The organism is Rhizobium acaciae, assembly GCF_025941625.1.
In the GTDB taxonomy this organism is placed as follows: Bacteria; Pseudomonadota; Alphaproteobacteria; order Rhizobiales; family Rhizobiaceae; genus Rhizobium; species Rhizobium acaciae.
Map to the genome: position 1 here is coordinate 571117 of NZ_JAPCZO010000001.1, position 22953 is coordinate 594069.

The window sequence follows — 22953 nt, forward strand, 5'->3', positions numbered from 1 at the left end:
TCGCGTTCTAACCTCCTCAAATACGCCGCTCGATCAATGGAAATTGCGATGCTGAAGCCCGCGCTTCGCCTGCTTGCATGCCTAATGCCGTTCGCCACAGGAGCCCTTGCAGCCGACGGCGGTGCCGCCGGCTTCGCCACCAAGGCGGCGCAGGCCTATATGATCGAGGCTACCACCGGCACGGTGCTTCTCGCCAAGAACGAGGATCAGGGCTTTTCGCCGGCCTCGCTCGCCAAGCTGATGACGATGGATCTGGTTTTCGAGGCGCTGACCAAGGGCCAGATCACGTTCGACACCGAATATCCCGTTTCCGAATATGCCTGGCGGACGGGCGGCGCGCCGTCACGGACGGCAACGATGTTTGCCAGCCTCAAATCGCGCGTGCGCGTCGAGGACCTGATCAAGGGCGTCGCCATCCAGGGCGCCAATGACAGCTGCATCATCCTCGCCGAGGGCATGGCCGGAAGCGAGCAGCAATTTGCCGTGTCGATGACGCGGCGTGCCCGCGAGCTCGGCATGGAGAAGGCGGAGTTCGGCAATTCCACCGGCCTTCCCGATGGCAAGAGCAAGGTGACGGCACGCGAGATGGTGACGCTCGCCGCCGCCCTTCAGCAGACCTATCCGAACCTTTATCCCTATTTCGCGCAGCCGGATTTCGAGTGGAACAAGATTTTCCAGCGCAACCGCAACCCGCTGCTCGGGCTCGATCTCGGCGCTGATGGGCTGGCGACCGGCTTTACCGAGGGCGAGGGGTATTCGATCGTCGCTTCGGTTCAGCGCGACGGCAGGCGGCTGTTTCTGGCGCTTGCCGGCATCGCTTCCGACAAGGAGCGGACGGAGGAAGCCAAGCGGGTGCTCGAATGGGGACTGACGGCCTTTGAGAGCCGGCAGATCTTCGGCGAGAAGGAAGTGATCGGCGCCGCCAGCGTCTATGGCGGCACGACGCGCACCGTCGATCTCGTCGCCAAGGCGCCGGTCAGCGTCTATATTCCGATCAGCAATCCCGACCGGCTGTCGGCGCGCATCATCTATCGCTGGCCGCTGACGGCGCCGGTCATGCCGGATACCCAGGCAGGCACGCTGAGGATTTTCGCCGGCAGCCGGCTGCTCAGGGAAGTGCCACTTTATACGGTACAGGCGGTCGGCGAGGGCTCGCTCAGCAGCCGGGCGGTCGACGCCATGCTGGAACTCGGCGAATCGCTGTTCTTCTCCTGGCTCTGGGACAAGCCCGCGCCTGTCTGACAGCTGTTTCCAATGCAATTTGCCGGGAAAGGTGAATATGTCGCCGCGGCGAAAGGTTTTCCTCCCTGATATCTTCGGATAGATAGAAGGAGCGGGGCGCGTGCGGCGCCTGGAATGCGGGAAGTTGTCATTGTCATCCGGTACGGGATTGTTCGTTACGTTTGAAGGCGGGGAAGGCGCTGGGAAATCCACGCAGATCCGCCGCCTCGCCGAGGCGCTGAAGGGCGAAGGTCACGACGTGCTGATGACGCGCGAACCAGGCGGATCGCCGGGCGCGGAGGCCGTGCGCCACGTGCTGCTGTCGGGGGCTGCCGAAGCCTTCGGCACGCGGATGGAGGCAATCCTCTTTGCAGCGGCCCGCAACGACCATGTCGAAGAGGTGATCCGGCCTGCCCTGGCCGCAGGCAAGGTCGTGCTCTGCGACCGCTTCATGGATTCCTCCCGCGTCTATCAGGGCATCACCGGCAATCTCGAGCCCGATTTCATCGAGACGCTGCAGCGCATCGCCATCAACGGCGTCATGCCGGATTGCACCGTGATCCTCGACATCCCCGCCAAGGTCGGGTTGGAGCGGGCGCAGAAGCGCGCCGCGGCCGATGCTCTCGATCGCTTCGAAAAAGAGCGGCTGGAGACGCACGAGAAACGGCGCGAGGCCTTTCTCGATATCGCCGCCCGCGAACCGGAGCGCTGCCACGTCGTCAACGCCATGCAGACGGAAGAAGCGATCGCCGCCGAGATCCTGGCGATCGTCAAACAGCTGCTGTCGCCCGCAGGCCATGCCCGAATGCCGGAAGCCGCCCATCATGAGTGAAGCCCATCATGAGTGAGGAAAGGCCCGGACTGCTCGACGGCGCCATCTGGCCGGGAGAAAATACCAGGCTGTTCGGGCATGCGGAGGCGGAAGCCTTCCTTGCGCAGTCATACCGATCCGGCAAGGGCCACCACGCCATCCTGATCGAGGGGCCGGAGGGCATCGGCAAGGCGACGCTCGCCTTCCGCTTTGCCAATCACGTGCTCTCGCATCCTGATCCCGAGACGGCGCCGGAGACGATCGGCGATCCGGATCCTGCCTCTTCCGTCAGCCGGCAGATCGCGTCGGGCGCCTCGCACAATCTCCTGCACCTCGCCCGGCCGGTGGACGAAAAGACCGGCAAGGTGAAATCGGCAATCACCGTCGACGAGGTGCGCCGCGCCGGCAAGTTCTTCTCGCAGACCTCAGGCACCGGCAACTGGCGGATCGTCATCATCGATCCGGCCGACGACATGAACCGCAATGCGGCCAACGCCATCCTGAAGATCCTGGAAGAACCGCCGAAGCGGGCGCTGTTCCTGGTGCTGTCGCATGCGCCGGGACGGCTGCTGCCGACGATCCGCTCACGCTGCCTGCCGCTGAAACTGGCGCCGCTCGCCGACGATGAACTCGTCGCGGCCCTTGCCCATCTCGGCATATCGGGCGAGGGCGGGGCAGTGCTTTCGGCCGCCAAGGGCAGCGTCGGCGAGGCGCTGAAACTCCTGAACTACGGCGGCGGCGAGATCATCGCCGCTTATGACGAGATGCTTTCCGCCGAGGGGCCGACAGCCCGCAAGGCGATGCATCGGCTGGCCGATGCGCTGTCGGGTCGGGAAAGCGACACGATCTTCGATTTCTTCGTCAGCCATGTCGGCGACGACATCATGAACCGTGCGCGCGCGGCGGCCGGCGAGGGGCAGATCGCCGCAGCGGAGCGGCTGGCACGGCTCTATTCCGAGATCACCGAGCGGCTCACCATTTCCGATGGCTACAACCTGGACCGCAAGCAGACGATCATCAGCATTCTTGCCGATATCAAGCAGCCTGGCCTTTAAAGCGCGAACGCGCTTTGATTCTCTGATTTATGCATGTCGTTAGCCCAAAACCGCTGCCCACTTTTGGGCGACATGCATTGTCAGCCGGTCAGCAGCTTCAATGCGACGACGGCAAGCGTGGCGGCAAGGACGATGCGGATGGTGCGTTCGTGCAGTTTCGGCGCCAGAAGGCTGCCGATGATGATTCCGGGAATCGAGCCGATGAGCAGGGCAAACAGCATCGGCCAGTCGATCTCGCCGATCAGCCAATATCCCGTGCCGCCGATCAAGGTCAGCGGTACCGCATGAACGATATCGGAACCGACGATCTCGCGCACATCAAGCCTGGGATAGAGGACCAGCAGGATCGTCACCCCCAGTGCACCGGCGCCGACCGAGGTCAAGGTGACGAGGACGCCGAGAACGAATCCGAGAATGACGGTGAGGGCGAGGATGGTTGCCGGTTGCGGCGGCCTGCGATGGCCCATGGCACGGCGCGCCAGCCCGAGTATCTGGCCCCGGAAGACCAGCATGATCGCGGTCATGACGAGAAGCCAGCCAAGCGCGGTGGTGATCGTGTTGGTCACGCCGATGCTTTTACGATCGACGCCCGCCAGCAGCCAGAGCATCAGCAGGGCGGCCGGCAGGCTGCCGGCTGCGAGGCTGCCGACGATCTTCCAGTTGACGCGCCCATGCATGCCGTGAACGGCCGTGCCTGCCGTCTTGGTGATCGCCGCATAAAGAAGATCGGTGCCGACCGCGGTGGCGGGATGGACGCCGAAGAGCAGCACCAGCAGGGGCGTCATCAGCGAGCCGCCGCCAACGCCGGTAATGCCGACGAGCGCGCCCACAAACAGGCCGGAAAGAGAATAGAGCGGCTCGAATGTCAAACAAGCGCCCCTGACGGCGCGCGGCCACGACCATTCCGGTAGATGAAAACTGGCACTTCGTTCTTGCCCCGCCCTCTTTCTCATGACGGGTAGATCGGGGGAGAAGCGGAGTCAAGTTCACGCCCCCGTCGTCCCGGAAATCATCGACGGCTGGAAAGTTGAGGTTTCGCTTGACGGTGACATGCGCTAAGAGCGGCTGACCATTTTTATAGAGTTAGCCGGACGTTGGCCGCCATGACAGACAAGACACCCTTCTACATTACCACCGCGATTTCCTACCCCAACGGCAAGCCGCATATCGGCCATGCCTATGAGCTGATCGCGACCGATGCGATGGCGCGCTACCAGCGTCTCGACGGCAAGGATGTGTTCTTCCTGACCGGCACCGACGAACACGGTCAGAAGATGCAGCAGACGGCGCGCGCCGAGGGCATCACCGCACAGGCGCTCGCCGACCGCAACTCCGGCGAATTCCAGGCGATGGCGACGCTGCTCAACGCTTCGAACGATGACTTCATCCGCACCACGCAGGAGCGCCATCACGAGACGTCGCGCAACATCTGGAAGCTGATGGCCGACAATGGTGACATCTACAAGGACAGCTATGCCGGCTGGTATTCGGTACGCGACGAGGCCTATTACCAGGAAAACGAGACGGAGCTGCGCGCCGACGGCGTGCGCTACGGGCCGCAAGGCACGCCCGTCGAATGGGTGGAAGAGGCAAGCTATTTCTTCAAGCTCTCCGAATACCAGGAGAAGCTGCTTGCGCATTACGAGGCGAACCCCGACTTCATCGGTCCGGCCGAGCGCCGCAACGAGGTGATCTCCTTCGTCAAGTCGGGCCTCAAGGACCTCTCGGTCTCGCGCACGACCTTCGACTGGGGCATCAAGGTGCCGGACGATCCCGCCCATGTCATGTATGTCTGGGTCGACGCGCTGACCAACTACATCACCGCGACAGGCTATATCGAGGACAGGAACGGCCCGCGGGCAAAATACTGGCCAGCCGACGTGCACATCATCGGCAAGGACATCATCCGCTTCCACGCCGTCTACTGGCCGGCCTTCCTCATGTCGGCGAAGCTGCCGCTGCCGAAGCGGGTCTTTGCCCATGGCTTCCTGCTCAACAAGGGCGAGAAGATGTCGAAGTCGCTCGGCAACGTCGTCGATCCGGTCAATCTGGTGAACCATTTCGGCCTCGACCAGGTGCGCTACTTCTTTCTGCGCGAAGTCTCCTTCGGCCAGGATGGCAGCTATAGCGAAGAGGCAATAGGCACCCGCATCAATTCCGACCTGGCCAACGGCATCGGCAATCTCGCCAGCCGCTCGCTGTCGATGATCGTCAAGAATTGTGACGGCAAGATCCCGGAATGCGGGGCGCTCAGCGACGAGGACAAGGCGATGCTGGCTGAGGTCGACGCGCTGCATGCCTCGACCCGCGAGGATATGGGCAAGCAGCAGATCCACCGGGCACTCGCCTCGATCATTTCGGTCGTTTCCGAAACCGACCGTTATTTCGCCGGCCAGGCGCCGTGGGCGCTGAAGAAGACCGATCCGGAGCGCATGGGCACGGTGCTCTATGTGACCGCCGAAGTCGTTCGTCAGATCGCCATCCTGCTGCAGCCCTTCATGCCGGGATCATCAGGCAAGCTGCTCGATCTGGTCGCCGCCGCCGCAGACAAGCGCGATTTTGCTGCCCTTGGCGAAGCCGGCCGTCTCATTGCCGGAACGGCGCTCGAAGCGCCGACGCCGGTCTTCCCGCGCTACGTGGCTCCGGAGGCTTGAGGCCGTGCTGATCGACACGCATTGCCATCTTGATTTCGCCGACTTCGAGGCGGAGCGGGACGAGATTGTCGCACGTGCCCATCAGGCCGGTGTCGCGCAGATGGTGACGATCTCGACGCGGGTGCGCAAACTCGAGACGCTGCTTGCCATCACGGAGAAATATCCCTCGGTATTCTGCTCGGTCGGCACGCATCCGAACAATGCCGACGAAGAGCTGGATATCGAGACGGAAGAGCTGGTGCGTCTCGCCAATGCCCATCAGAAGGTGGTGGCGATCGGCGAGGCCGGTCTCGACTATTTCTACGACACGCAGAAGCCTGAGGATCAACAGACCGGTTTTCGCCGGCACATCGCGGCGGCGCGCGAGACCCAGCTGCCGCTCGTCATCCACAGCCGCAGCGCCGACGAGGACATGGCTGCGATCCTGACCGAGGAAAGCGGGAAGGGGGCCTTCCCCTTCATCCTCCACTGCTTCTCCGCAGGCCCGGAGCTTGCCAAGACCGGCGTCGCACTCGGCGGCTATGTCTCCTTCTCGGGCATCCTGACCTTCCCGAAGTCGGAAGAACTGCGCGAGATCGCCAAGACGATCCCGCATGATCGGCTGCTTGTGGAAACGGACGCGCCCTATCTGGCGCCGAAGCGCTGGCGCGGCAAGCGCAACGAGCCGTCTTATGTCGTCAACACGGCCGAGGTGCTCGCCGATACGATCGGCCTTGCCACCGAAGAGGTCGCGCGGATCACGACGGAGAACGCTTTCCGCCTGTTCTCGAAGATGCCGAGGATCTAGCGGCGTGCTCTACCGGCGGCGTTTCACCATTCTCGGCTGTTCGTCGTCACCGGGCGTACCGCGCATCACCGGCGACTGGGGCGCCTGCAATCCCGACAATCCGAAGAACCGGCGCACGCGCGCTGCCTTCATGGTGCAGCAATTCGCACCCGATGGCGGTGTCACCACCGTCGTCATCGACACCGGGCCGGATTTTCGCGAACAGATGATCAGGGCAGGGGCCGACCATGTCGATGCCGTGCTCTATAGCCATCCGCATGCGGATCATATTCATGGCATCGACGATCTGCGCGGCTATTTTCACAATACGCGCCGCCGGGTGCCGATCTTTGCCGACCAATTTACCATGGACAGGTTGCGGGAAGCCTTCGGCTATTGCCTGGAAACGCCGCCGGGCAGCAATTACCCGCCGATCGTGCTGCCGATCGTCATCGAAAACCTCGACGCGCCCGTCGAAATTCATGGTCCCGGCGGAATGATCGCCTTCCATCCGCATATCCAGCAGCATGGGGATATCCACTCGCTCGGCTTCCGCATCGGCGATGTGGCTTATTGCAGCGATATCAGCGATTTCCCGCCGCAGACCGTCGAGAAGCTTCAGAACCTCGACATGCTGATCATCGACGCGCTGCAATATACCTACCATCCGAGCCATCTGTCGCTGGAACAGTCGCTCGACTGGATCGCCCGGCTGAAGCCCAAACGGGCGATCCTCACCCATATGCACACGCCGCTCGATTACGACGTGGTGATGGCTGAGACGCCGGACCATGTGGTGCCGGCGTATGACCAGATGAGCTTTGAGACCGAGGTCAGGATTTAGAGCCTTTCCTGGTCAACTTGAAGCATTCTCAGTCTTGCAGATTTGGCAGGCAAATCTGCGGGAAGGTTGGCTGAAACGGCCCGGCTGATCGACCGGCCGGCTTGGCCGTAGAGCTTGGCTACGACGCGCGCCGGCCGGTCGACCATCCGACTCCGTTTGAGCCAACAGAATGCTTCAAGCTAACCAGGAAAGGCTCTTAAAGCTTGAATCCGCTCGCTTGCACGTAGGGCAGCAGTTCGACACCGCCGCGATGGATCATGTCGAGCGAGACATAGAGGATGATCAGCAGGCCGACATAGGCGATCCAGCGATGGTTGGTGAGCAACCGGGCGATAAAGTTTGCGGCAATACCCATCAGCGCGATCGACAGGGCAAGACCGATGACCAGCACGCTCGGATGTTCGCGCGCAGCACCGGCAACGGCCAGCACGTTGTCGAGCGACATCGAGACGTCGGCAATGACGATCTGGGTCGCCGCCTGGAAGAATGTCTTTTTCGGCGCGCCTTCGCCACCCACCACTCCGTGATTCTCGCCATGGCCGGCGCGAAGCTCGCGCCACATCTTCCAGCAGACCCAGAGCAGCAGCAGGCCGCCGGCCAGCAGCAGGCCGACGATAGCCAGCAGATAAACTGCGACGCTGGCAAAGAGAATACGCAGAACGGTCGCGGCCACAATACCGACGATGATTGCCTTGCGGCGCTGCGTCGCCTCGAGGCCGGCAGCAGCAAGACCGATAACCACGGCGTTGTCGCCGGCGAGAACGAGGTCGATAGCAATGACCTGCAGCAAAGCCGTCACACCGGCTGCCGTAAACATGTCCATATGAATTATCCCCAATGCGTCAAAGCCGTGCTAGCGTCTCGAAGGTTTGACGTCAACCGCTGAGCGATTTCGCAAGCGGCGTAATTTGCGAGTCTGCGCGCCGAAATGGCAGGCGGCAATGAAACAGCAGGCGATACGGCGGAGCATTCGCCATTCCCTTGGAACATTCAACTCAGCCGCCGGTTCTTCAAGTCAGGAAACCAGACTTTGACCAAACTTCGGATTGGCAACTGGATCCAGACATCGAGAGGAGAGTCCCATGGGCAGCATTTACAATGATACCAACCCGGCCTTTTCAGGCCCGACAGGCGGCAGCAGCCTTGCCGCATTTTTCGACAACCGATCGGACGCCGAATCCGCCGTCTCCCGTCTTGAGGACGCAGGCGTGCCGGTTGCGAGAATAAGGCTGATGCCCGGATATGAGGCGGACGTAAAAAATACCGGGGCCATGAGCGAAGACCGCAGCGGCTTCTTCGACGCGCTGGCAGACTTCTTCTTCCCCGACGAGGATCGCGCGGTCTATGCAGAAGGGCTGCGGCGAGGCGGTTTCCTCGTTCAGGTCAATGATATCGATGACGCGCTCTACGACACCGTCCACGATATTCTGGATGACGAGGGCAGCATCGACATGGATGAGCGCGCGGATCTCTGGTCGTTGGAGGACAGACAGCAAGGCGCATCCAATACCGGTTTTGCCGGATCGGCGCAGGGCGGCAAAGCCTCGGAAAACCTCGCCGTGTCCGAGAGTGCATTCGACGATGCGCGCCCGGTAGCAATGCGGGACACCGCGCATGGAAGCGCCAAGGTGCGTGCTTATACCTTGCCCGACCCTGGCACGACATCATCGGACGAGACCAATCGCCAATCCCAAGGCCAGTCCCAAACCCAATCGCAAGGTGGATCTCACCAGAGCCAAGGTTTCCGACGCGACCATTGATATCATGAGGCCCGGCCGCAATGCCGGGCCTCATTTCCTCTTGCTCAGCTAATCGAGGACATGTCGATGCAATCATCCATCAACCGCCACGGCCTTCCGCCTGACCCCGACGAACTGATCGCGGAAGGCGATCCGCCTTTTGCCGACGCCGCGGAGCAGACGGCGCGTGAAAAGGCCGACAAGAGCCTGAACGCCCTGCAGCATGAGGTCAGGCTGCTGAATGCCCGCATAGGCGTGCTGCGCGAGGATGCGGAAGCGGCGCTGAAAGCCAAGGCCACATCGGTCGATGCAAGCGCCCATGTCCAGCTCGGCGATTATCCCTGGCTGAAACTTGCCGCGGCGATCGGCGCAACCTTCATTGCAGCCAGGCTGGTTCGGCGTCTTCCACTCGGCGTGTTGCTTGCGGGGTTTGCCGGCCATATCCATGAAGTGAGACGGGAGTGACGGATCGTCGTTGATGGTGACTGTCTGGTGCGGGCGGCGATTGATACGCGAACAAGCGCTCATGCTAGAAGCAGGCCAGCAATTCCGGCAAAAGTCGCGACTGTGCCGGCGATCGCGAAACGAACCGCATAGGCGATGCTCCCCACACTTGCTGCAAGAACGGCTTTCGCAAGGAGATTGGCGAAAGCGGCGACCGCTATGGCGCGAGCGGCTGCGTCTGCAGGCACCTGGATAGATGACAGTTTCGCAACGGCAAGCGTTATCGCGTCGAGATCGCCCAGTCCTGTGATGAACGCAAGCGCGATCAGAGACTGAGTTCCAAAGACGATCAAGGTCATTCGCGTCAGGACTGTCACGGCGGCGAGAACGAGCGCGAAGCGCAGCACGACCATCACCTCGAGCGGGTTTCGGGGTGAAAAATCGGTGCTGTCATCCGTGCGCTGCAGCAATGCGGCGAAGCCGCCTGCTATGGCGAGGCTGGCAGCAGCCGGAGCCAGTAATGGAGCAAGATCCCTTAAAACAGCTGGTGCAATAACGCCGCAAATCAAAAGCACACGGGCGAGAGAAACGGCTCCCGCCAGCATTGCTCCCGCCGAGAGGAGTGGCGAGAGGGCAGGCATCTGCTTCGATTGACGGGCAAATGAAAGCGTCAGGGCCGTCGAGGAGACGATGCCGCCGCTGGTCCCGGTCAGCAGTATTCCGGCGCGGGCGCCGCTCAGCTTGATGAGTATATAACCGGCAAAGGAAACGGCTCCTACCAGGATCGTCATCATCCAAAGCTCGAAAGGATTGATTGTCTGCCAAGGATCAATCGGTTCGTTGGGAAGAATAGGGAGGATGACGATGGTCATCGTCAGCAGGATCAGGGCGGCCCTGAGTTCAAGCCAGGTCAATCGGCGAAGAAATCCATGCAACGGCTCCCGCGCTGCAAGAAGGGCGGTTATTGCCACAGCGCTGGCGGCCGTTACCGTCATATCCGCCACAACCGCACCAAAGCCCAGCGCAAAGACCGCCAGGGCCGCAATGGTACCGGTGGCGCTGTAATCCTCTTCTTGTGCCGCCTGCATGCGGCTGAAGAGCAGAACCGTAATGCAAAAGAATATAAAGATAGCTGTTGGCAGAATAGGCCCTGTCACAGGCTGCAGGAAACCGCAGAAACCGCCGAGGAAACTTGACAGGCCATAGGTGCGGATACCGGCTACTCTTTTGCCTGGCGCAGCCTCACGATCCCGCCAGCCGCGCTCAATGCCGACGAGAATGCCGATTGCAAGCGCCAGACTGAGGCGCTGGAATGCTTCCGTCGTTACCAATGATGTCACCATCCGATGGGGTCCAGACACGCCGGCCGATTCATTGAAGGCCGCTGCGCGGTATATGCCATTGCTGTTCATCCGCAAGCTGCTGCTCGACGGCGTCCGGATGAGTTTGCTCCGCGCAGTGCTGATATTCAATCGCGCTCCGCGCGTCATCGCTTAGCATAGATCTTCGCCGCTTCGCCCAACGAATTCCGCTTGCTTCCTGATGAGGACGGTCAATATCAGGCTCGCACTTTCGCGGTGGAACGACCTTGATCTTCGTCAGAGCGCGGGAGACACCTCTGCGCTATGATAACCTCCAACCATTCGGAGGACATCAGCCGTGAAAGCTCAATTCCATTTACCGCTGGCCACCTATCCAGACGCAAGCTCCTTCTCGCTCCTTCAGAACGCTGTCGCTGTTTCCCTTCACCAGAGGGCCGGGTTGACGGCAAGTATACCGCTGGTCAGGATCGAACCCTTTCAGCCGCGATTTCCATCACTCCTTGACGTAGACAAAATGCGCGCAGAGGCGGAGCGCTTGAGCAGAGACAATGGAACCGTTCTCGGGCAGACGCTCCGTGATTATGCGAAAAAAGCTGAGGTCGAGGTCGAGATCCAGCCATTCGATGTCAGGCAGCCGTTTGTCGCACAAACTCTTGCCGAGCTGTCGCGCGCATATGATCTTTCCATTTTGGAAGCATCTGAACTGATGAGGCCGCTGATCGAGAGCGTGCTGTTTGAAAGCGGTCGACCGCTCCTTCTTTTTCCCCCGGATAATTTCTCCGGCCGCATCGATGCTGTCGCCGTCGCCTGGGATGGAGGAGCCACTGTCGCGCGGGCACTGACAGGCGCCAGATTGTTGCTGGAACAGGTCTCGCGTGTCGTCCTGATTTCCGTCACCGATGATAAGCAGATTGACGAGCGCGCCCGAGACCGCCTTGCGACCGCGCTCCGCAAGGCTGGTCTTGCCGTCGATATCGCAGCCGTGCAAGCGCAGGGAGAATCGCCAGCCAGCGTCATTCAAGCTGCCGCCCTGGAACGCAAGGCAGATTTGCTCGTCGCCGGCGCATACGGCCATTCGAGGCTACGCGAATTCATCTTGGGAGGGGTCACACGATCGCTGTCGACCCATCTCGAAATGCCCACTCTCCTTTGTCACTAATTCAGAGTGCGCGCGGCGGGTCGCCGATAGCTGCAATATCGCCATCACCGAAAGTCTGATGCCACAACCAACGCTTTGGAAGGAATCAATGAACCTGCGCGACGTCTGAAGGCATCGGCTTGGCAAGCTCCTTGACGATCGCTTCAAGCGCGTCGGCCGTCGTCAGCAGGCCGGATGATCGCGCAATTTTCAGTGCCGCATTGCAGTGAGCGGACAATTCGTCCTGTTGGACGGGATCATTCGTCGGGAATACGATTCCCGCATATTGCGACGGGTTTCCGGCTTCATCCCTGAAGCAGCGGCCCAAGGCCGCGACGGCGACTATTTGCCCGCTTCGATCAAATACCCGATAATCACAGCGATACGGATTTCCTGTGATCACCGATTCTGAAATCGCCTTGGCCACGGATGGCTTGTCGTCCGGGTGAATCCGGTCGAGGTATCTTATCACCGGCAGCCCCGTGAGAGTCTCTTGAGGATCAAGCCCAAAGAGGTTTGCCAGCGCCGAATCCGCATAAACCTTGTCGGTCGCCAAGTCCCAGGTGAAAATGCCAGGCTCTTCGGTAAAAGAAAATTCGGACGTTCCCAAAGCTCTGTTGACAAGACTCATTCCGCATCCCCGGTCTGCACGCCAATGCTGTCGGGTGGCTACGCCCCCCGGTTCTTGAAAGAATACGACGCGCTCGATCAGTGACAGGGCGGTCGACCATTTCACCCTCGATCTTAGCCGCGTTTCCATCAGACGCAACTGCGAGACAATCCGCGGGCCTGCGACCACCACACACGCTCGTTGCGCGCAGCCTGCAGCGTCGTTTTCTTGACGCGTACGGCGAAGATGTGCTCCACCTCGGCTTCGACGTTCCAGAATGCGACGAAGCCGACAAGACCGGCGCGAGGGGTTGACGGAAATCATGACGAAAATCGATCTCAATTCTGATCTGGGGGAGGCGTTTGGACCCTGGCGCATGGGCGACGACAAGGCGATCCTTGACGTTGTCACCAGCGCGAACATCGCATGTGGCGGGCACGCCGGAGATCCAGCGACGATGGTCGAGACGCTCACGCTCGCAAGCGAACGGGGTGTCGTCGCCGGAGCCCATCCGGGCTTTGCAGATCGCGAGGGCTTCGGGCGACGGCTGATCCCCTTGAGCATCCGGGAGGTGGAGCAGCTTGTCGCGACGCAGACAGGGGCGCTGATGGGAGCTGCGGCTCTGGCAGGCGCCCGAGTCTGTTACATCAAGGCGCACGGCGCGCTCGCCAATTGGGCGGCCGACGAACGGCCGGTCGCCGACGCCATCATCCGTGCGACCCGAGCGGTCTCGCCGGAACTCGCGATACTGGCGATCTCCGGGACAGAGCTGGAGCATGCGGCCCGCGATGCCGGCATGACCGTCTTCAGCGAGATTTTTGCCGACCGCGGCTACCTCTCCACGGGTCGGCTCGTTCCGCGTACATTGCCGGGAGCGATGATCCATGACCCCGCGGAGGCAGCGTCGAGATTGATCGAGTACCTGTCCAGCGGCCTCATGCCGACGGTCGACGGCGTTCCGATCACTCTCGATGCGCACTCGATCTGCGTTCACGGGGACAGCCCAGGAGCGCTCGCCATGGCCGTCCACGTGCGCCAGGAACTGCAAAAGGCAGGCATCGAGGTGGCACCATTCCTCCAACCGACAAAGGAAAACAGGTGATGGCCAAAGGCTATCTTATCGCCGAGGTTGCCGTCACCGATCCGGACGTCTTCGGGATCTGCGCGCGGGCCGCGGATGCGGATTTCATTCTGATCGAAGGCGCCGACTGAGGTGTCACAGGACCCGCCCGCAGCGTCCGGCAGCGTTCCGACCTACCGTCCGGTGGGCGGGCACGCCGTGCTCGTCGAATTCGGCGCGACCATCGATAAACGGATCCACGATCAGGTCGTCAAGCTGGATGCCGCCTTGAAGGTGGCACCCTTTGAAGGATTCGTCGAAGCCGTTCCGGCCTATGCCAGCATTCTCGTATGCTTCGATCCGCTCGTGGCCGATCACCGGACGACGGAGGCGGCCATTGCCGAGCGTCTGACGGCTGAGGTTCCAGAGGCGATCGGAGCGATGCGCGAAGTCGAAGTCTGCTACGATCCTGATCTTGCGCCCGATCTTGCCGCTGTCGCCGAGGCAAGCGGATTATTGCCGGAAGACGTTATATCCGCCCATCTCTCCGGCGACTACAGCGTCTTCATGTACGGCTTCGCTCCCGGATATGCCTACCTTGCAGGCGTGCCCGAAGCCATTCAGCAGCCAAGGAAGCCGACGCCCATTCGCGGCATAGCCGCCGGAAGCGTGCTGATCGCCGGTCCGCAATGCCTGGTGAGCACGCTCACCATGCCGACCGGCTGGTGGATTATCGGACGCTCGCCGACGAAGATCCTCGACGCCGCTTCCGACGAACGTCCGTTCCTTTTCGACGTCGGCGATGCGGTGCGTTTCCGCCGCATATCGAGGGCCGAATTCGACGCGAGGTGCCTCGCATGAGCGAAGCCGTCCTTGCAATCAACTTCGCGGGTCCTCACGTCGCGGTCCAGGACGGAGGACGTCACGGATTGATGCGTTATGGCGTTCCGGCCTCCGGTCCGATGGACAGGACCTCGTTTGCAGCCGCCAACGCCGCCATCGGCAACCCTGCCGATCAGCCCGCAATCGAAGTCTCCATGGGCGGCCTGGTTCTCGACTGCATGTCGGGAGAGGTTACGTTCGCCGTCGCCGGAGGAGGCTTCATCGTAGAGCATGCCGGCGACAAGCGCGGCGCATGGATGGTCGCCACCTTGAGGGCCGGCGAGCGGCTGGCAATTCGTCCGGGACACTGGGGAAGCTGGACGTATCTGGCCTTCGCCGGTCATATCGAGGCGAAGACCTGGCTGGGCAGCATGTCGACGCACAGTCTCTCCGGCCTCGGCGGCGGGCGTCTTGCAGCCGGACAGACCATCACCGTCACCGATCCGGAAGTGCGAGACGGTCGACATGGTCCGATCATATGTCCGGTCATAGCAAGGCCGCGATCCGAGCTGCGTGTGGTGGTCGGTCCACAGGATCGGTTCTTCTCGAAAGAAACCTTGTCGAATTTCCTCTCATCGCCTTTCCGCCTGAGCGACGCCTATGACCGCATGGGAGTACGCCTCCAAGGTCCGTCGCTTGCGCCAAGCGTCGCGCTGGACATGCCGTCGGAAGCGATCGTGCGGGGCTCGGTGCAGGTCGCCGGAGACGGTGTTCCCACCATTCTGCTGGCCGACCACCAGACGACCGGAGGATATCCCAAGATCGCCACGGTGGTGGATTCGGATCTGGACGCCTTCGTCCAGCTACGCCCACGCGACCATGTCGGTTTCCTGGCCGTGACGCCGCAGCAGGCGATCGAGCACATTCGGCTTCGGGCTTCGACGATGTCCCGTTACCTCGCGGCAGTCCGCGATGGACCATGACGCGCGAACATCGGCGTGTCGATCTGAAGGGTAAGGCGGCGATAGTCGCTTGGAGCTGCGGTTAGCTCGAAGTACTGTTCAGAAAAAATCCACATTCGGTTCGGGGGCACCATGGATTTTGTGAACATCGCGGCGATCGTTTTCTTCCTTCTCGTCTGGGTGGCCGTCGAGCCTTTGATGGCAGCGGGGTGGCCGAGGAAGAACGACAGCCTTTCCGTTGACATGGTGCGCATTCGCGCCGCCTGGATGCGGGAGGTGCTGACGCGAGACAACAACTTCATCGGCGATGCCGCGATCCTTGGGCACACGATCAATTCGGCGTCCTTCTTCGGCTCCGCCAATCTTATCGTCATCGTCGGGCTCAGTGGCGCGCTGTTCATGGAACCGAACTATGGATCGGGTGGTGGCCTGATCGCGATGTTTGCGGCCCAGGACCCGGCGTGGTTTTTCCAATGCAAGGTCCTGCTGATCATGGCGACGCTGCTGCGGGGCCTATCCGATTTCATCTGGGCGGTCCGGCAGATCAACTACTGCCTGGCGGCCATCGGGGCGAGCCCATCCCGCGATGAGGAGAGGGACATCGCCAGCTGGACGAACGCCCTGACCCTGGTTTTGAACCCTGCGCTTCGATCGTTCAGTGTCGGCGTCCGGTCTTATTACTTCACCTTCGCAGCCGCCTTCTGGTTTCTCGGGCCAATCCCCTTCGCTGTCGCGACCATCCTCAGCGTCGGCATTTTGATCTGGCGTCAATCCTGGTCGGATGCTGCAAAGGGGATCATGGCCATACGCAAGCTGCTTGACTAGAACAGGACAATTTTAGGCGCGGTCGGCCGAAAATTTGAATCCTGTTCTAAATCTAAGAGTTAGAGCATGATGTCGTCCGAAAGACGCGCACACTTTTCGGCATCATGTTTAAAGCCTGGTCTTACGCTGGGTTGCACACAAGTGGTATTGGCGGTGTCCGATGGATCGTCTCGAAGCCATGCGCATATTGCTGGCGGTCGTCGACGCCGGGAGCATCTCGGCCGGCAGCAGGAAGCTCAACGCGCCGTTGCCCAGCGTCAGCCGCAAGGTGGCCGAACTTGAGCGGCAGCTTGGGGCAAACCTCATCGTCCGCACCAGCCGAAATCTGCAGCTCACCGATGCCGGGCGCGACTATGTCGACGCCGCTCGAAAGATCATGGCGGATCTCGATGAGGCCGAACGAAGAGCGTCGGGGGAATACCAGACGCCCAGAGGCGTGCTGACGATCACGATGCCGATCGAATACGGGAGCCGATACGTGCTGCCCATTGCGCTGAGTTTCATGGACAAATACCCGGAGGTGTCGCTGAACCTTCTGTCGCTCGACCGCACGGTCGATCTCGTGTCCGAGCAGGTGGATATCGCGATCCGTCTCGGCGACCTCGCCGACAGCGCCCTCCATGCCGCCAAGGTCGGGGAATTCCGCCTACTGACCTGCGCGAGCCCTGCCTATCTCAAGCGGCATGGCATGCCGGAGCGCCCCGGCGACCTCATCGATCGCGACGGGATCATCTTCAACAAGCGAACATTCTTCTGGACATTCGACGTCGATGGTACACCGATGGAAGCGGTGCCCCGCAACCGGCTGGAAGTGAATACCGCGGCAAACTGTGTTGCGGCGGCGGTCGGCGGGGCGGGGATCGCGCGGCTGTTCGACTATCAGATTCCCGACGAGCTGGCGTCTGGCGCGCTCGTTCCCATCCTCCGCGATTTCGACGGCCCACCCCAGCCCATTCATATCGTCTACGCGCGACAGGGGCTTCTCGCGTTGAAAGTACGCGCTTTCGTCGACTGGGCACTGCCGCAGCTTCGGAATTTCCGCTAAGATAATCAAGTGTTATCTGAATGATGCGCCTACTTCTTCAACCGTTTGTTCCGGTTTCTGAAGGTGTGGAAAATGACCGATGTCGGGCAGGACGTCGACTTTTGCACCGATCTTGCCGGCGAACTCGATGCCCATCTCGCTTGCGATGTAGATGTCTTTCTCGCCCCAGATCACCTTCACGGGCGTCTTCAGCCGGGTGAGGTTGGCCTCGAGATAATGCTGATCACGGGTGAAATTCGCGTAGTAGTGGGCGAAGGCGTCCGCTGACGTGACGCCGTCACGGCTCCACGAATGGCTCATGTCTTGCTGGACGTCGATCGGCAGATCGAATTGCTCCGTGGGTGAGAGGCCGCGCCTGTGCACGTTCTGAAGGATCTCGTCGCTCGTCTTGTTCATGTAGACCCGGGTCGGCGAAGCGGTCGGCTCGGCTTTGAGGTTCTGCAGATTCTCCCACATGTATTGCGGCCGGTCGAACGGCGCGAAGTCTCCGACGATGATCTGCCTGGCGATCGTTGGCTCGTCGAGAGCAAGCAGCAGGACGGGGAGGGCACCGATGTCAGTCGCATAGATCACGAGCTTCGACCGGTCGATGCCTGCCCGTTCGATATAGGCCTTCAACACCTGGGCGTACTCTTTCGGCGCGTAGGAAAACCGGTTCAAATCTGGGCGCGACGACTGCCCGTAGCCCGGCCAATCGAAGGCGTGGACGTCGTAGTCGCCAGCAAGCGTTGTCGCAATATCCTTCCACACCGTCAGCGTTTCCGGAAATCCATGCAGGAAAAGCACGGTGCCTTTTGGAGCGGGGGCGCGGACAACCTTCCTCCTCAGGGTCAGGAGGTCGTCGATCTCGATGAAGTCGACGGCGTCTTGCGCGGCTTGCGTAGAAGCGAAGGCTTCAGCCGTGTGGGAAGACGGAGTTGCTGCGACTGATGCAGCATTTACGGTTTTGTCCTTAGACATAGGATGTCCTTTCTGAACGGCGGTCAGCCAAAGCCCAAAATCCGGCTGTCTCCACAAATAATTGAGCACGTCGTCAGCCCGCGGTAGCCGGAGAAAGTGAGAGGCACCCTCTCCACGGCGGCAGCGCTGCAACCCGCTGCTCAAGGCTGACATCTGAACGAGAGGGTGCCTCTCACTTTCCCGAGGTGCCGGCCGTCCGTCGACCCGCCCAAATATCCACCAGCCGCCGATTTGAGACAGTTGGCGTTGGCTTGCGGACGGCAGAGCGTCGGCCGCGACAATATAAGGAAGAACTGATATGACTGACATTACCCAAAGCAGACAGGTTGCGGCCGTCCCCGACAAGGCCCGCGGCCTCCCGGGCCACGCCACTGTCGGCACGAACGATCTGGATGCCGCCTCGGTATTCTACGACAAGCTTCTGGCCGTGTTCGGGATCGGACGAGTCCTCGTCCAGCCCAACCGAGCCATCTACTACGGTCATCGCACGCTCGAATTCGGCATCATCAAGCCGTTCGATGGCCGCCCTGCCACCGTCGGCAACGGTGGAATGATTGCTTTCGAAGCGCCGTCCCGTTCAAAGGTCGACGAAGCCCATGCAACTGCATTGGCGGCGGGTGGCTCGGACGAAGGGGCTCCTGGTCCGCGTGGCGAGAACGGCGCGGGTCCTTACTGCGCCTATTTTCGCGATCCCGAAGGCAACAAGTTTCTGATCTTTCGTTCCGGCGCAGACGCGGCCTGACATTTTCGGCATTGAAGCGGGCAGGGGATCTTTTCCTCTCCCCGACATCACGAAAGGACACGGCATCATGGCAATGCTGAACGTTTTGAAACACCGCGACATATCGCGCCGCTCGCTGCTATCAGGCTTTGCCGCGGCCGGCATAACCGCCGTTCTCCTTCCTCGCGCGTCCGACGCCGCTGATGTTGTCGGCCCCGCGTCCGAGGAGATCCGACCGTTCAGGGTTGAGGTCTCCGAGGCGGCGCTCGCAGATCTCAGGCGGCGTCTTGCAGAGACCCGGTGGCCCGACGGCGAAACCGTCATTGACCGTTCGCAGGGCGTCCAGCCCGACAGGCTGAAGGAGCTGGTTCGCTACTGGCGGTCGTCCTACGATTGGCGGAAGGCAGAGAGCAAGCTGAACAGTTTTCCGCAGTTTCTCACCACCGTTGATGGACTGGACATCCATTTCATCCATGTCCGCTCCCGTCATGAAAACGCGCTGCCGTTGATCATGACCCACGGCTGGCCAGGTTCGGTCTTCGAGCTGCTTGACGTCATCGGGCCGCTCACAGATCCGACGGCGCATGGCGGCAGCGCTGATGATGCCTTCCATCTGGTGATCCCGTCGATCCCGGGATTCGGCTTCTCCGGCAAACCTCCAGCGACGGGTTGGAACCCCCAGCGGATAGCGGCCGCCTGGGACGTGCTGATGAAGCGTCTGAACTATGACCGCTATGTCTCACAAGGCGGTGACTGGGGCGCGATCATCAGCGACGCCTTGGGTCGCCAGGCACCCGAAGGGCTGCTTGCGATCCACGTCAACCGGGTCGAGCGTGCCACGACGTTTCCATCGGACGCAGCGCAGGCTCTCAAAATTGGAGGGCCGGCTCCTGATAGCTTGTCTCAGGATGAGAAGGTCGTCTTCGACGAGGCTCGGGACTTCCTCAACAATGGCTTCGGCTATGCAGCGATCATGAGCACGCGGCCGGAGACGATCGGTTACGGCATTGCCGATTCTCCGGTCGGCCTCGCTGCCTGGCTTTACGACAAGATCGCCGACTGGGTGTATACACGCGGTGATCCCGAACAGACCCTTGGCAAGGATGCCATCCTCGACAACATCACACTGTATTGGCTGACGAACACCGGTCCCTCCAGCGGTCGCATATATTGGGAAAACGCCATGTCGGGCGCAAAACTCACGCCCGTCAAAGTACCAGTCGCCGTCACAGTGTTTCCCGGAGAGGTCTACAAGCCGCCAAAGCACTGGCTGTCGAAGGCCTATCCGACGCTCATCTACTACCACCGCGCCTCCAAGGGCGGTCACTTCGCTGCCTGGGAGGAGCCGGAACTCTTCTGTCAGGAAATCAGGGAGGCCTTCAGAAGATTGCGGTCTTGACGCCGCCTGGCCCCTTGGTTCGCAGTCAGCGTCCCCAAGACCGGTTCGTCGATTGACGTTGGTCGTGCAACGCTTCACAAAGTCCGAAGTTTCGACCAACCCGGCAAAAGCGACGACACCGTCGCGGGGACCACGGCTATATGCGCATCATCGACGACCGCCATCCCCGCCGCAGAGTGTGCGCATTCCTGACGGTGGTACTTTCAACGCTTCTGCTGGCGAGCGTAAACCCGGCCTTGGCGGCTGAGCCGACCAATTCCTCGGCGCCGATCCGGGTTATTATCGAATTGCCGAATGATGATTCCGGACGAGCGCTGGTCAATCGGATCGTCCCTAGCAATCAGGAACCGGCGCCGCCGGTAGCAGTCTCGCAAGAGGCGGCACCGACGTCGATTGCCACGTCGCTACAGGATTTGCGCCAGAGGTTGCTCACACTCGTCGACGCCGTTCCGACCTTGCCCGGGCAGATCCAGTCGGCGATCCGGGTCTTCCAAACGGATGATCGTATCGAACCTGTCGGCCTGATCTTGGCGGTCGTGCTCTTCGTCGCAGGCGGGTTCGTTGCGCAGCGCCTTGCCTGGTGGTCAGGGCGAGGGCTGCTCCATTTTGTGCTGAACGCACCTGCCGACACCGTCCGGCAACGGATCAAGCTCCACGCCGCCCGGCTTTCCATGGGTCTTCTCGCCTTGGTCGGCTACCTGATCGGAAGCCTCGGCGCGTTTATCCTCTTTCCATGGCCTGCCGTGTTTCGCGATATCGCGCTCATTCTGCTATCAGCCGCGCTCATGGTGCGCCTTGGCGTGCTTGTGGGCCGCATTGTCATCGCGCCAGGCGCCCGCCTGCCGCATATGCGGCTTCTGACGCTTGTCACATCGCTTGCCTGGTTCTGGTACTACTGGCTCCTCGGAATCGTCGCGGTGCTGGCGGCTGGCTGGGCCACCATTGAAGTGATCGGGACGATCCGGGCTTCACCCATCTTGGTCGACCTCTTTACCGCAGCATGGCTTGGTGTCGTTTCAATCGCTTTGATCGTTATCATCTGGCTGCGGCATTTTCGTTCCGACGGGCCGCCGGTGAGCCGGCTGGTCTGTGTCGGCTTCAGCGCGAGCATCATAGTATCGTGGCTGTTATGGGTGTCCGGGCTCCACGGTGCATTTTGGACAGTGATCGTCATCACGCTTCTGCCGCTTACCGTTTCGGTGGCTCGTGATATCATCCGTCGCATTGTTCAATCCGGGGAGGGGCAGGCGGTCGAAGATCCGGCCATCGTCGGATGGTCCGTTGTCATCATGCAAACGCTGCGGAACGGCCTCATCGTGGTCGCTGCGCTGCTCATTGCCCGGGCGTGGAATGTCAATCTCAGTGACCTTGCCGCTGCCGAAACAGTCACCACGCGTTTGATCCGCGCAGGAATCCGCATTGTTATCGTGCTGCTGGTGACCGACGTTATCTGGAAGCTCGCAAGCACGCTGATCGACAGCCAGATGGCGGTGGCGTCGCAAAGCGAGCAGGGGGGACATCACGAGGGTCCCGACGCGCGCCGGCGTCAGCGGTTGAATACCCTCCTTCCCATTCTTCGCAATGTGCTGTTCCTGGCGATCGGAGCCGTCGGCTTCCTGATGATCCTGGATGCCGTTGGCATCCAGATCGGACCGCTGCTGGCGGGCGCCGGTGTCGTCGGCATAGCCGTCGGCTTCGGTGCCCAAACACTCGTCAAGGACATCATCTCCGGCGTCTTTTATCTGTTCGACGATGCCTTTCGCATCGGCGAATACATCCAGGCGGCGAAATATAAGGGGACGGTCGAAGGTTTCTCGCTGCGATCGATCCGCTTGCGGCATCACCGCGGCCCGGTCACGATCGTTCCCTTCGGCGAACTCGGCGCGGTGCAAAACCTCAGCCGTGACTGGGTCATCGACATCATCACGCTCACCCTGAATTATGACAGTGACCTCGAGGAGGTACGCAAGACCATCAAACGCATCGGCGTTGAGCTTCTGGAGGATGCCGAACTCGGGCCCAACATCATCGAGCCCTTGAAAATGCAGGGTATCGAGCAGATGGCGGATTATGGTGTGCAGATACGGCTGAAGTTCATGACGAAACCCGGCGAACAGTTCGGCGTTCGCCGAAAGGCCCTTGCCATGCTCAAGAAGACATTCGCGGAAAAAGGCATCCAGTTTGCAACGCCGACCGTTCATGTTTCCGGCGGTCCCGCCGATGCAGCGGCAACCGCCGCCGCCTCGGAGCTGCAAAGACCACCGAAAGTCATCCCGACACTTGAGGAATAGCAACGGCGAGCCCACGTGCGGGCTTTCCATCGAATCCCGTCAATGCTCAACAGTCTGACCCGGACATTGTCGTCAAGCGCCCGTCGTCCGAGACACGGGTTTCTAAAAGAATCTGTGGGCTGGAATCAGCCGCTCAACGAGGCACGTCCGCAGGCGAACTCGTTGATATGCTGGATCGTCCAGGCGCAAATTCGAGTGGGGCGATTTTAAGAGAGTGGGCTATAAGATGGCTGACGGAGGTATGCCATTCTAATCAAACGGCAT

At 61.1% G+C, this 22953-nt stretch carries 22 protein-coding genes; 17 read left to right on the forward strand and 5 right to left on the reverse strand.

Going from position 1 to position 22953, the window contains the following annotated elements:
- The first annotated feature begins 48 nt into the window (after positions 1 to 48).
- The 3 genes from OLZ32_RS02890 (at position 49) to OLZ32_RS02900 (ending at position 3087) form a co-directional block, all read left to right on the forward strand.
- Positions 49 to 1242, forward strand: coding sequence for a D-alanyl-D-alanine carboxypeptidase family protein (locus OLZ32_RS02890; RefSeq protein ID WP_017988381.1), 1194 nt, complete (start codon positions 49 to 51; stop codon positions 1240 to 1242).
- Between the two features lie 130 nt (positions 1243 to 1372).
- Positions 1373 to 2053, forward strand: coding sequence for a dTMP kinase (tmk, locus tag OLZ32_RS02895; RefSeq protein WP_264395502.1), 681 nt, complete (start codon positions 1373 to 1375; stop codon positions 2051 to 2053).
- A gap of 8 nt (positions 2054 to 2061) precedes the next feature.
- Positions 2062 to 3087 carry a DNA polymerase III subunit delta' gene (locus OLZ32_RS02900; protein WP_003539771.1) on the forward strand — a complete coding sequence of 342 codons (1026 nt, stop codon included), beginning with the start codon at positions 2062 to 2064 and terminating at the stop codon, positions 3085 to 3087.
- An 80-nt stretch (positions 3088 to 3167) separates the two neighbouring features.
- On the opposite strand, the gene OLZ32_RS02905 is transcribed toward OLZ32_RS02900, so the two are convergent.
- Positions 3168 to 3956, reverse strand: a complete 789-nt coding sequence (locus tag OLZ32_RS02905; protein ID WP_264395503.1) for a sulfite exporter TauE/SafE family protein — start codon at positions 3954 to 3956, stop codon at positions 3168 to 3170.
- A gap of 234 nt (positions 3957 to 4190) precedes the next feature.
- On the opposite strand from OLZ32_RS02905, the gene metG reads away from it, so the two are divergent.
- The 3 genes from metG to OLZ32_RS02920 are packed head-to-tail and all read left to right on the forward strand — an operon-like array spanning position 4191 to position 7351.
- Positions 4191 to 5741 (forward strand): methionine--tRNA ligase, encoded by a 1551-nt coding sequence (gene metG / locus OLZ32_RS02910; protein WP_264395504.1) that lies wholly within the window; start codon positions 4191 to 4193, stop codon positions 5739 to 5741.
- 4 nt (positions 5742 to 5745) lie between these two features.
- Entirely contained in the window at positions 5746 to 6528 is a 783-nt protein-coding gene (locus OLZ32_RS02915; RefSeq protein WP_003539766.1) for a TatD family hydrolase, read from the forward strand.
- Between the two features lie 4 nt (positions 6529 to 6532).
- Positions 6533 to 7351, forward strand: coding sequence for an MBL fold metallo-hydrolase (locus tag OLZ32_RS02920; protein WP_017988376.1), 819 nt, complete (start codon positions 6533 to 6535; stop codon positions 7349 to 7351).
- A gap of 196 nt (positions 7352 to 7547) precedes the next feature.
- Here OLZ32_RS02920 and OLZ32_RS02925 read toward each other — a convergent pair whose 3' ends face one another.
- Entirely contained in the window at positions 7548 to 8174 is a 627-nt protein-coding gene (locus tag OLZ32_RS02925; protein ID WP_264395505.1) for a TerC family protein, read from the reverse strand.
- A 259-nt stretch (positions 8175 to 8433) separates the two neighbouring features.
- On the opposite strand from OLZ32_RS02925, the gene OLZ32_RS02930 reads away from it, so the two are divergent.
- Together OLZ32_RS02930 and OLZ32_RS02935 are read left to right on the forward strand one after the other, a co-directional pair.
- On the forward strand, positions 8434 to 9111 hold the full coding sequence (locus OLZ32_RS02930) for a hypothetical protein (protein WP_264395766.1): 678 nt from the start codon (positions 8434 to 8436) through the stop codon (positions 9109 to 9111).
- Between the two features lie 66 nt (positions 9112 to 9177).
- Positions 9178 to 9555 carry a hypothetical protein gene (locus tag OLZ32_RS02935; RefSeq protein WP_264395506.1) on the forward strand — a complete coding sequence of 126 codons (378 nt, stop codon included), beginning with the start codon at positions 9178 to 9180 and terminating at the stop codon, positions 9553 to 9555.
- Between the two features lie 59 nt (positions 9556 to 9614).
- Here OLZ32_RS02935 and OLZ32_RS02940 read toward each other — a convergent pair whose 3' ends face one another.
- Entirely contained in the window at positions 9615 to 10877 is a 1263-nt protein-coding gene (locus OLZ32_RS02940; RefSeq protein WP_264395767.1) for an MgtC/SapB family protein, read from the reverse strand.
- Between the two features lie 316 nt (positions 10878 to 11193).
- Between OLZ32_RS02940 and OLZ32_RS02945 the strand changes: the two genes are divergently transcribed.
- Positions 11194 to 12015 (forward strand): universal stress protein, encoded by an 822-nt coding sequence (locus tag OLZ32_RS02945; RefSeq protein WP_017988372.1) that lies wholly within the window; start codon positions 11194 to 11196, stop codon positions 12013 to 12015.
- 85 nt (positions 12016 to 12100) lie between these two features.
- Here OLZ32_RS02945 and OLZ32_RS02950 read toward each other — a convergent pair whose 3' ends face one another.
- Positions 12101 to 12625 carry a PAS domain-containing protein gene (locus OLZ32_RS02950; protein WP_003539758.1) on the reverse strand — a complete coding sequence of 175 codons (525 nt, stop codon included), beginning with the start codon at positions 12623 to 12625 and terminating at the stop codon, positions 12101 to 12103.
- A 301-nt stretch (positions 12626 to 12926) separates the two neighbouring features.
- Between OLZ32_RS02950 and OLZ32_RS02955 the strand changes: the two genes are divergently transcribed.
- From OLZ32_RS02955 to OLZ32_RS02975, 5 genes are all read left to right on the forward strand, one after another.
- Positions 12927 to 13706 (forward strand): LamB/YcsF family protein, encoded by a 780-nt coding sequence (locus OLZ32_RS02955; RefSeq protein ID WP_264395507.1) that lies wholly within the window; start codon positions 12927 to 12929, stop codon positions 13704 to 13706.
- A gap of 111 nt (positions 13707 to 13817) precedes the next feature.
- The gene (locus tag OLZ32_RS02960) at positions 13818 to 14525 is read left to right on the forward strand and encodes a 5-oxoprolinase subunit B family protein (protein ID WP_264419543.1); all 708 of its coding nucleotides are present in this window, start codon (positions 13818 to 13820) and stop codon (positions 14523 to 14525) included.
- Entirely contained in the window at positions 14513 to 15469 is a 957-nt protein-coding gene (locus OLZ32_RS02965; protein WP_264395509.1) for a 5-oxoprolinase subunit C family protein, read from the forward strand. Before OLZ32_RS02960 ends, OLZ32_RS02965 begins: the two co-directional genes overlap by 13 nt.
- Before the next feature lie 111 nt (positions 15470 to 15580).
- On the forward strand, positions 15581 to 16273 hold the full coding sequence (locus OLZ32_RS02970; protein WP_028741341.1) for a DUF599 domain-containing protein: 693 nt from the start codon (positions 15581 to 15583) through the stop codon (positions 16271 to 16273).
- A gap of 160 nt (positions 16274 to 16433) precedes the next feature.
- Positions 16434 to 17318, forward strand: a complete 885-nt coding sequence (locus tag OLZ32_RS02975; RefSeq protein WP_264395510.1) for a LysR family transcriptional regulator — start codon at positions 16434 to 16436, stop codon at positions 17316 to 17318.
- A 12-nt stretch (positions 17319 to 17330) separates the two neighbouring features.
- Here the strand turns inward: OLZ32_RS02975 and OLZ32_RS02980 are convergent, their stop codons facing one another.
- Positions 17331 to 18278 carry an alpha/beta fold hydrolase gene (locus tag OLZ32_RS02980; protein ID WP_264395768.1) on the reverse strand — a complete coding sequence of 316 codons (948 nt, stop codon included), beginning with the start codon at positions 18276 to 18278 and terminating at the stop codon, positions 17331 to 17333.
- A gap of 298 nt (positions 18279 to 18576) precedes the next feature.
- Here OLZ32_RS02980 and OLZ32_RS02985 point away from each other — a divergent pair, with 298 nt between their 5' ends.
- The 3 genes from OLZ32_RS02985 to OLZ32_RS02995 all read left to right on the forward strand — a co-directional run bounded on the left by OLZ32_RS02985 (position 18577) and on the right by OLZ32_RS02995 (position 22689).
- Positions 18577 to 19020 (forward strand): VOC family protein, encoded by a 444-nt coding sequence (locus OLZ32_RS02985; protein WP_264395511.1) that lies wholly within the window; start codon positions 18577 to 18579, stop codon positions 19018 to 19020.
- A gap of 67 nt (positions 19021 to 19087) precedes the next feature.
- Positions 19088 to 20398, forward strand: coding sequence for an epoxide hydrolase family protein (locus tag OLZ32_RS02990; protein WP_264395512.1), 1311 nt, complete (start codon positions 19088 to 19090; stop codon positions 20396 to 20398).
- Positions 20399 to 20538: 140 nt separating this feature from the next.
- Positions 20539 to 22689, forward strand: a complete 2151-nt coding sequence (locus OLZ32_RS02995; RefSeq protein ID WP_264395513.1) for a mechanosensitive ion channel family protein — start codon at positions 20539 to 20541, stop codon at positions 22687 to 22689.
- Positions 22690 to 22953 lie beyond the last annotated feature (264 nt).

Excerpts from the sequence above, each read along its gene's own strand:
- metG (WP_264395504.1), top strand. The coding sequence starts at position 4,191 with ATGACAGACAAGACACCCTTCTACATTACCACCGCGATTTCCTACCCC.
- OLZ32_RS02995 (WP_264395513.1), top strand. The coding sequence starts at position 20,539 with ATGCGCATCATCGACGACCGCCATCCCCGCCGCAGAGTGTGCGCATTC.
- OLZ32_RS02980 (WP_264395768.1), bottom strand. The coding sequence starts at position 18,278 with ATGTCTAAGGACAAAACCGTAAATGCTGCATCAGTCGCAGCAACTCCG.
- OLZ32_RS02975 (WP_264395510.1), top strand. The coding sequence starts at position 16,434 with ATGGATCGTCTCGAAGCCATGCGCATATTGCTGGCGGTCGTCGACGCC.
- OLZ32_RS02900 (WP_003539771.1), top strand. The coding sequence starts at position 2,062 with ATGAGTGAGGAAAGGCCCGGACTGCTCGACGGCGCCATCTGGCCGGGA.
- OLZ32_RS02940 (WP_264395767.1), bottom strand. The coding sequence starts at position 10,877 with ATGGTGACATCATTGGTAACGACGGAAGCATTCCAGCGCCTCAGTCTG.
- OLZ32_RS02930 (WP_264395766.1), top strand. The coding sequence starts at position 8,434 with ATGGGCAGCATTTACAATGATACCAACCCGGCCTTTTCAGGCCCGACA.
- OLZ32_RS02990 (WP_264395512.1), top strand. The coding sequence starts at position 19,088 with ATGGCAATGCTGAACGTTTTGAAACACCGCGACATATCGCGCCGCTCG.
- OLZ32_RS02925 (WP_264395505.1), bottom strand. The coding sequence starts at position 8,174 with ATGGACATGTTTACGGCAGCCGGTGTGACGGCTTTGCTGCAGGTCATT.
- OLZ32_RS02890 (WP_017988381.1), top strand. The coding sequence starts at position 49 with ATGCTGAAGCCCGCGCTTCGCCTGCTTGCATGCCTAATGCCGTTCGCC.
- OLZ32_RS02985 (WP_264395511.1), top strand. The coding sequence starts at position 18,577 with ATGACTGACATTACCCAAAGCAGACAGGTTGCGGCCGTCCCCGACAAG.
- OLZ32_RS02950 (WP_003539758.1), bottom strand. The coding sequence starts at position 12,625 with ATGAGTCTTGTCAACAGAGCTTTGGGAACGTCCGAATTTTCTTTTACC.
- OLZ32_RS02955 (WP_264395507.1), top strand. The coding sequence starts at position 12,927 with ATGACGAAAATCGATCTCAATTCTGATCTGGGGGAGGCGTTTGGACCC.
- OLZ32_RS02935 (WP_264395506.1), top strand. The coding sequence starts at position 9,178 with ATGCAATCATCCATCAACCGCCACGGCCTTCCGCCTGACCCCGACGAA.
- OLZ32_RS02970 (WP_028741341.1), top strand. The coding sequence starts at position 15,581 with ATGGATTTTGTGAACATCGCGGCGATCGTTTTCTTCCTTCTCGTCTGG.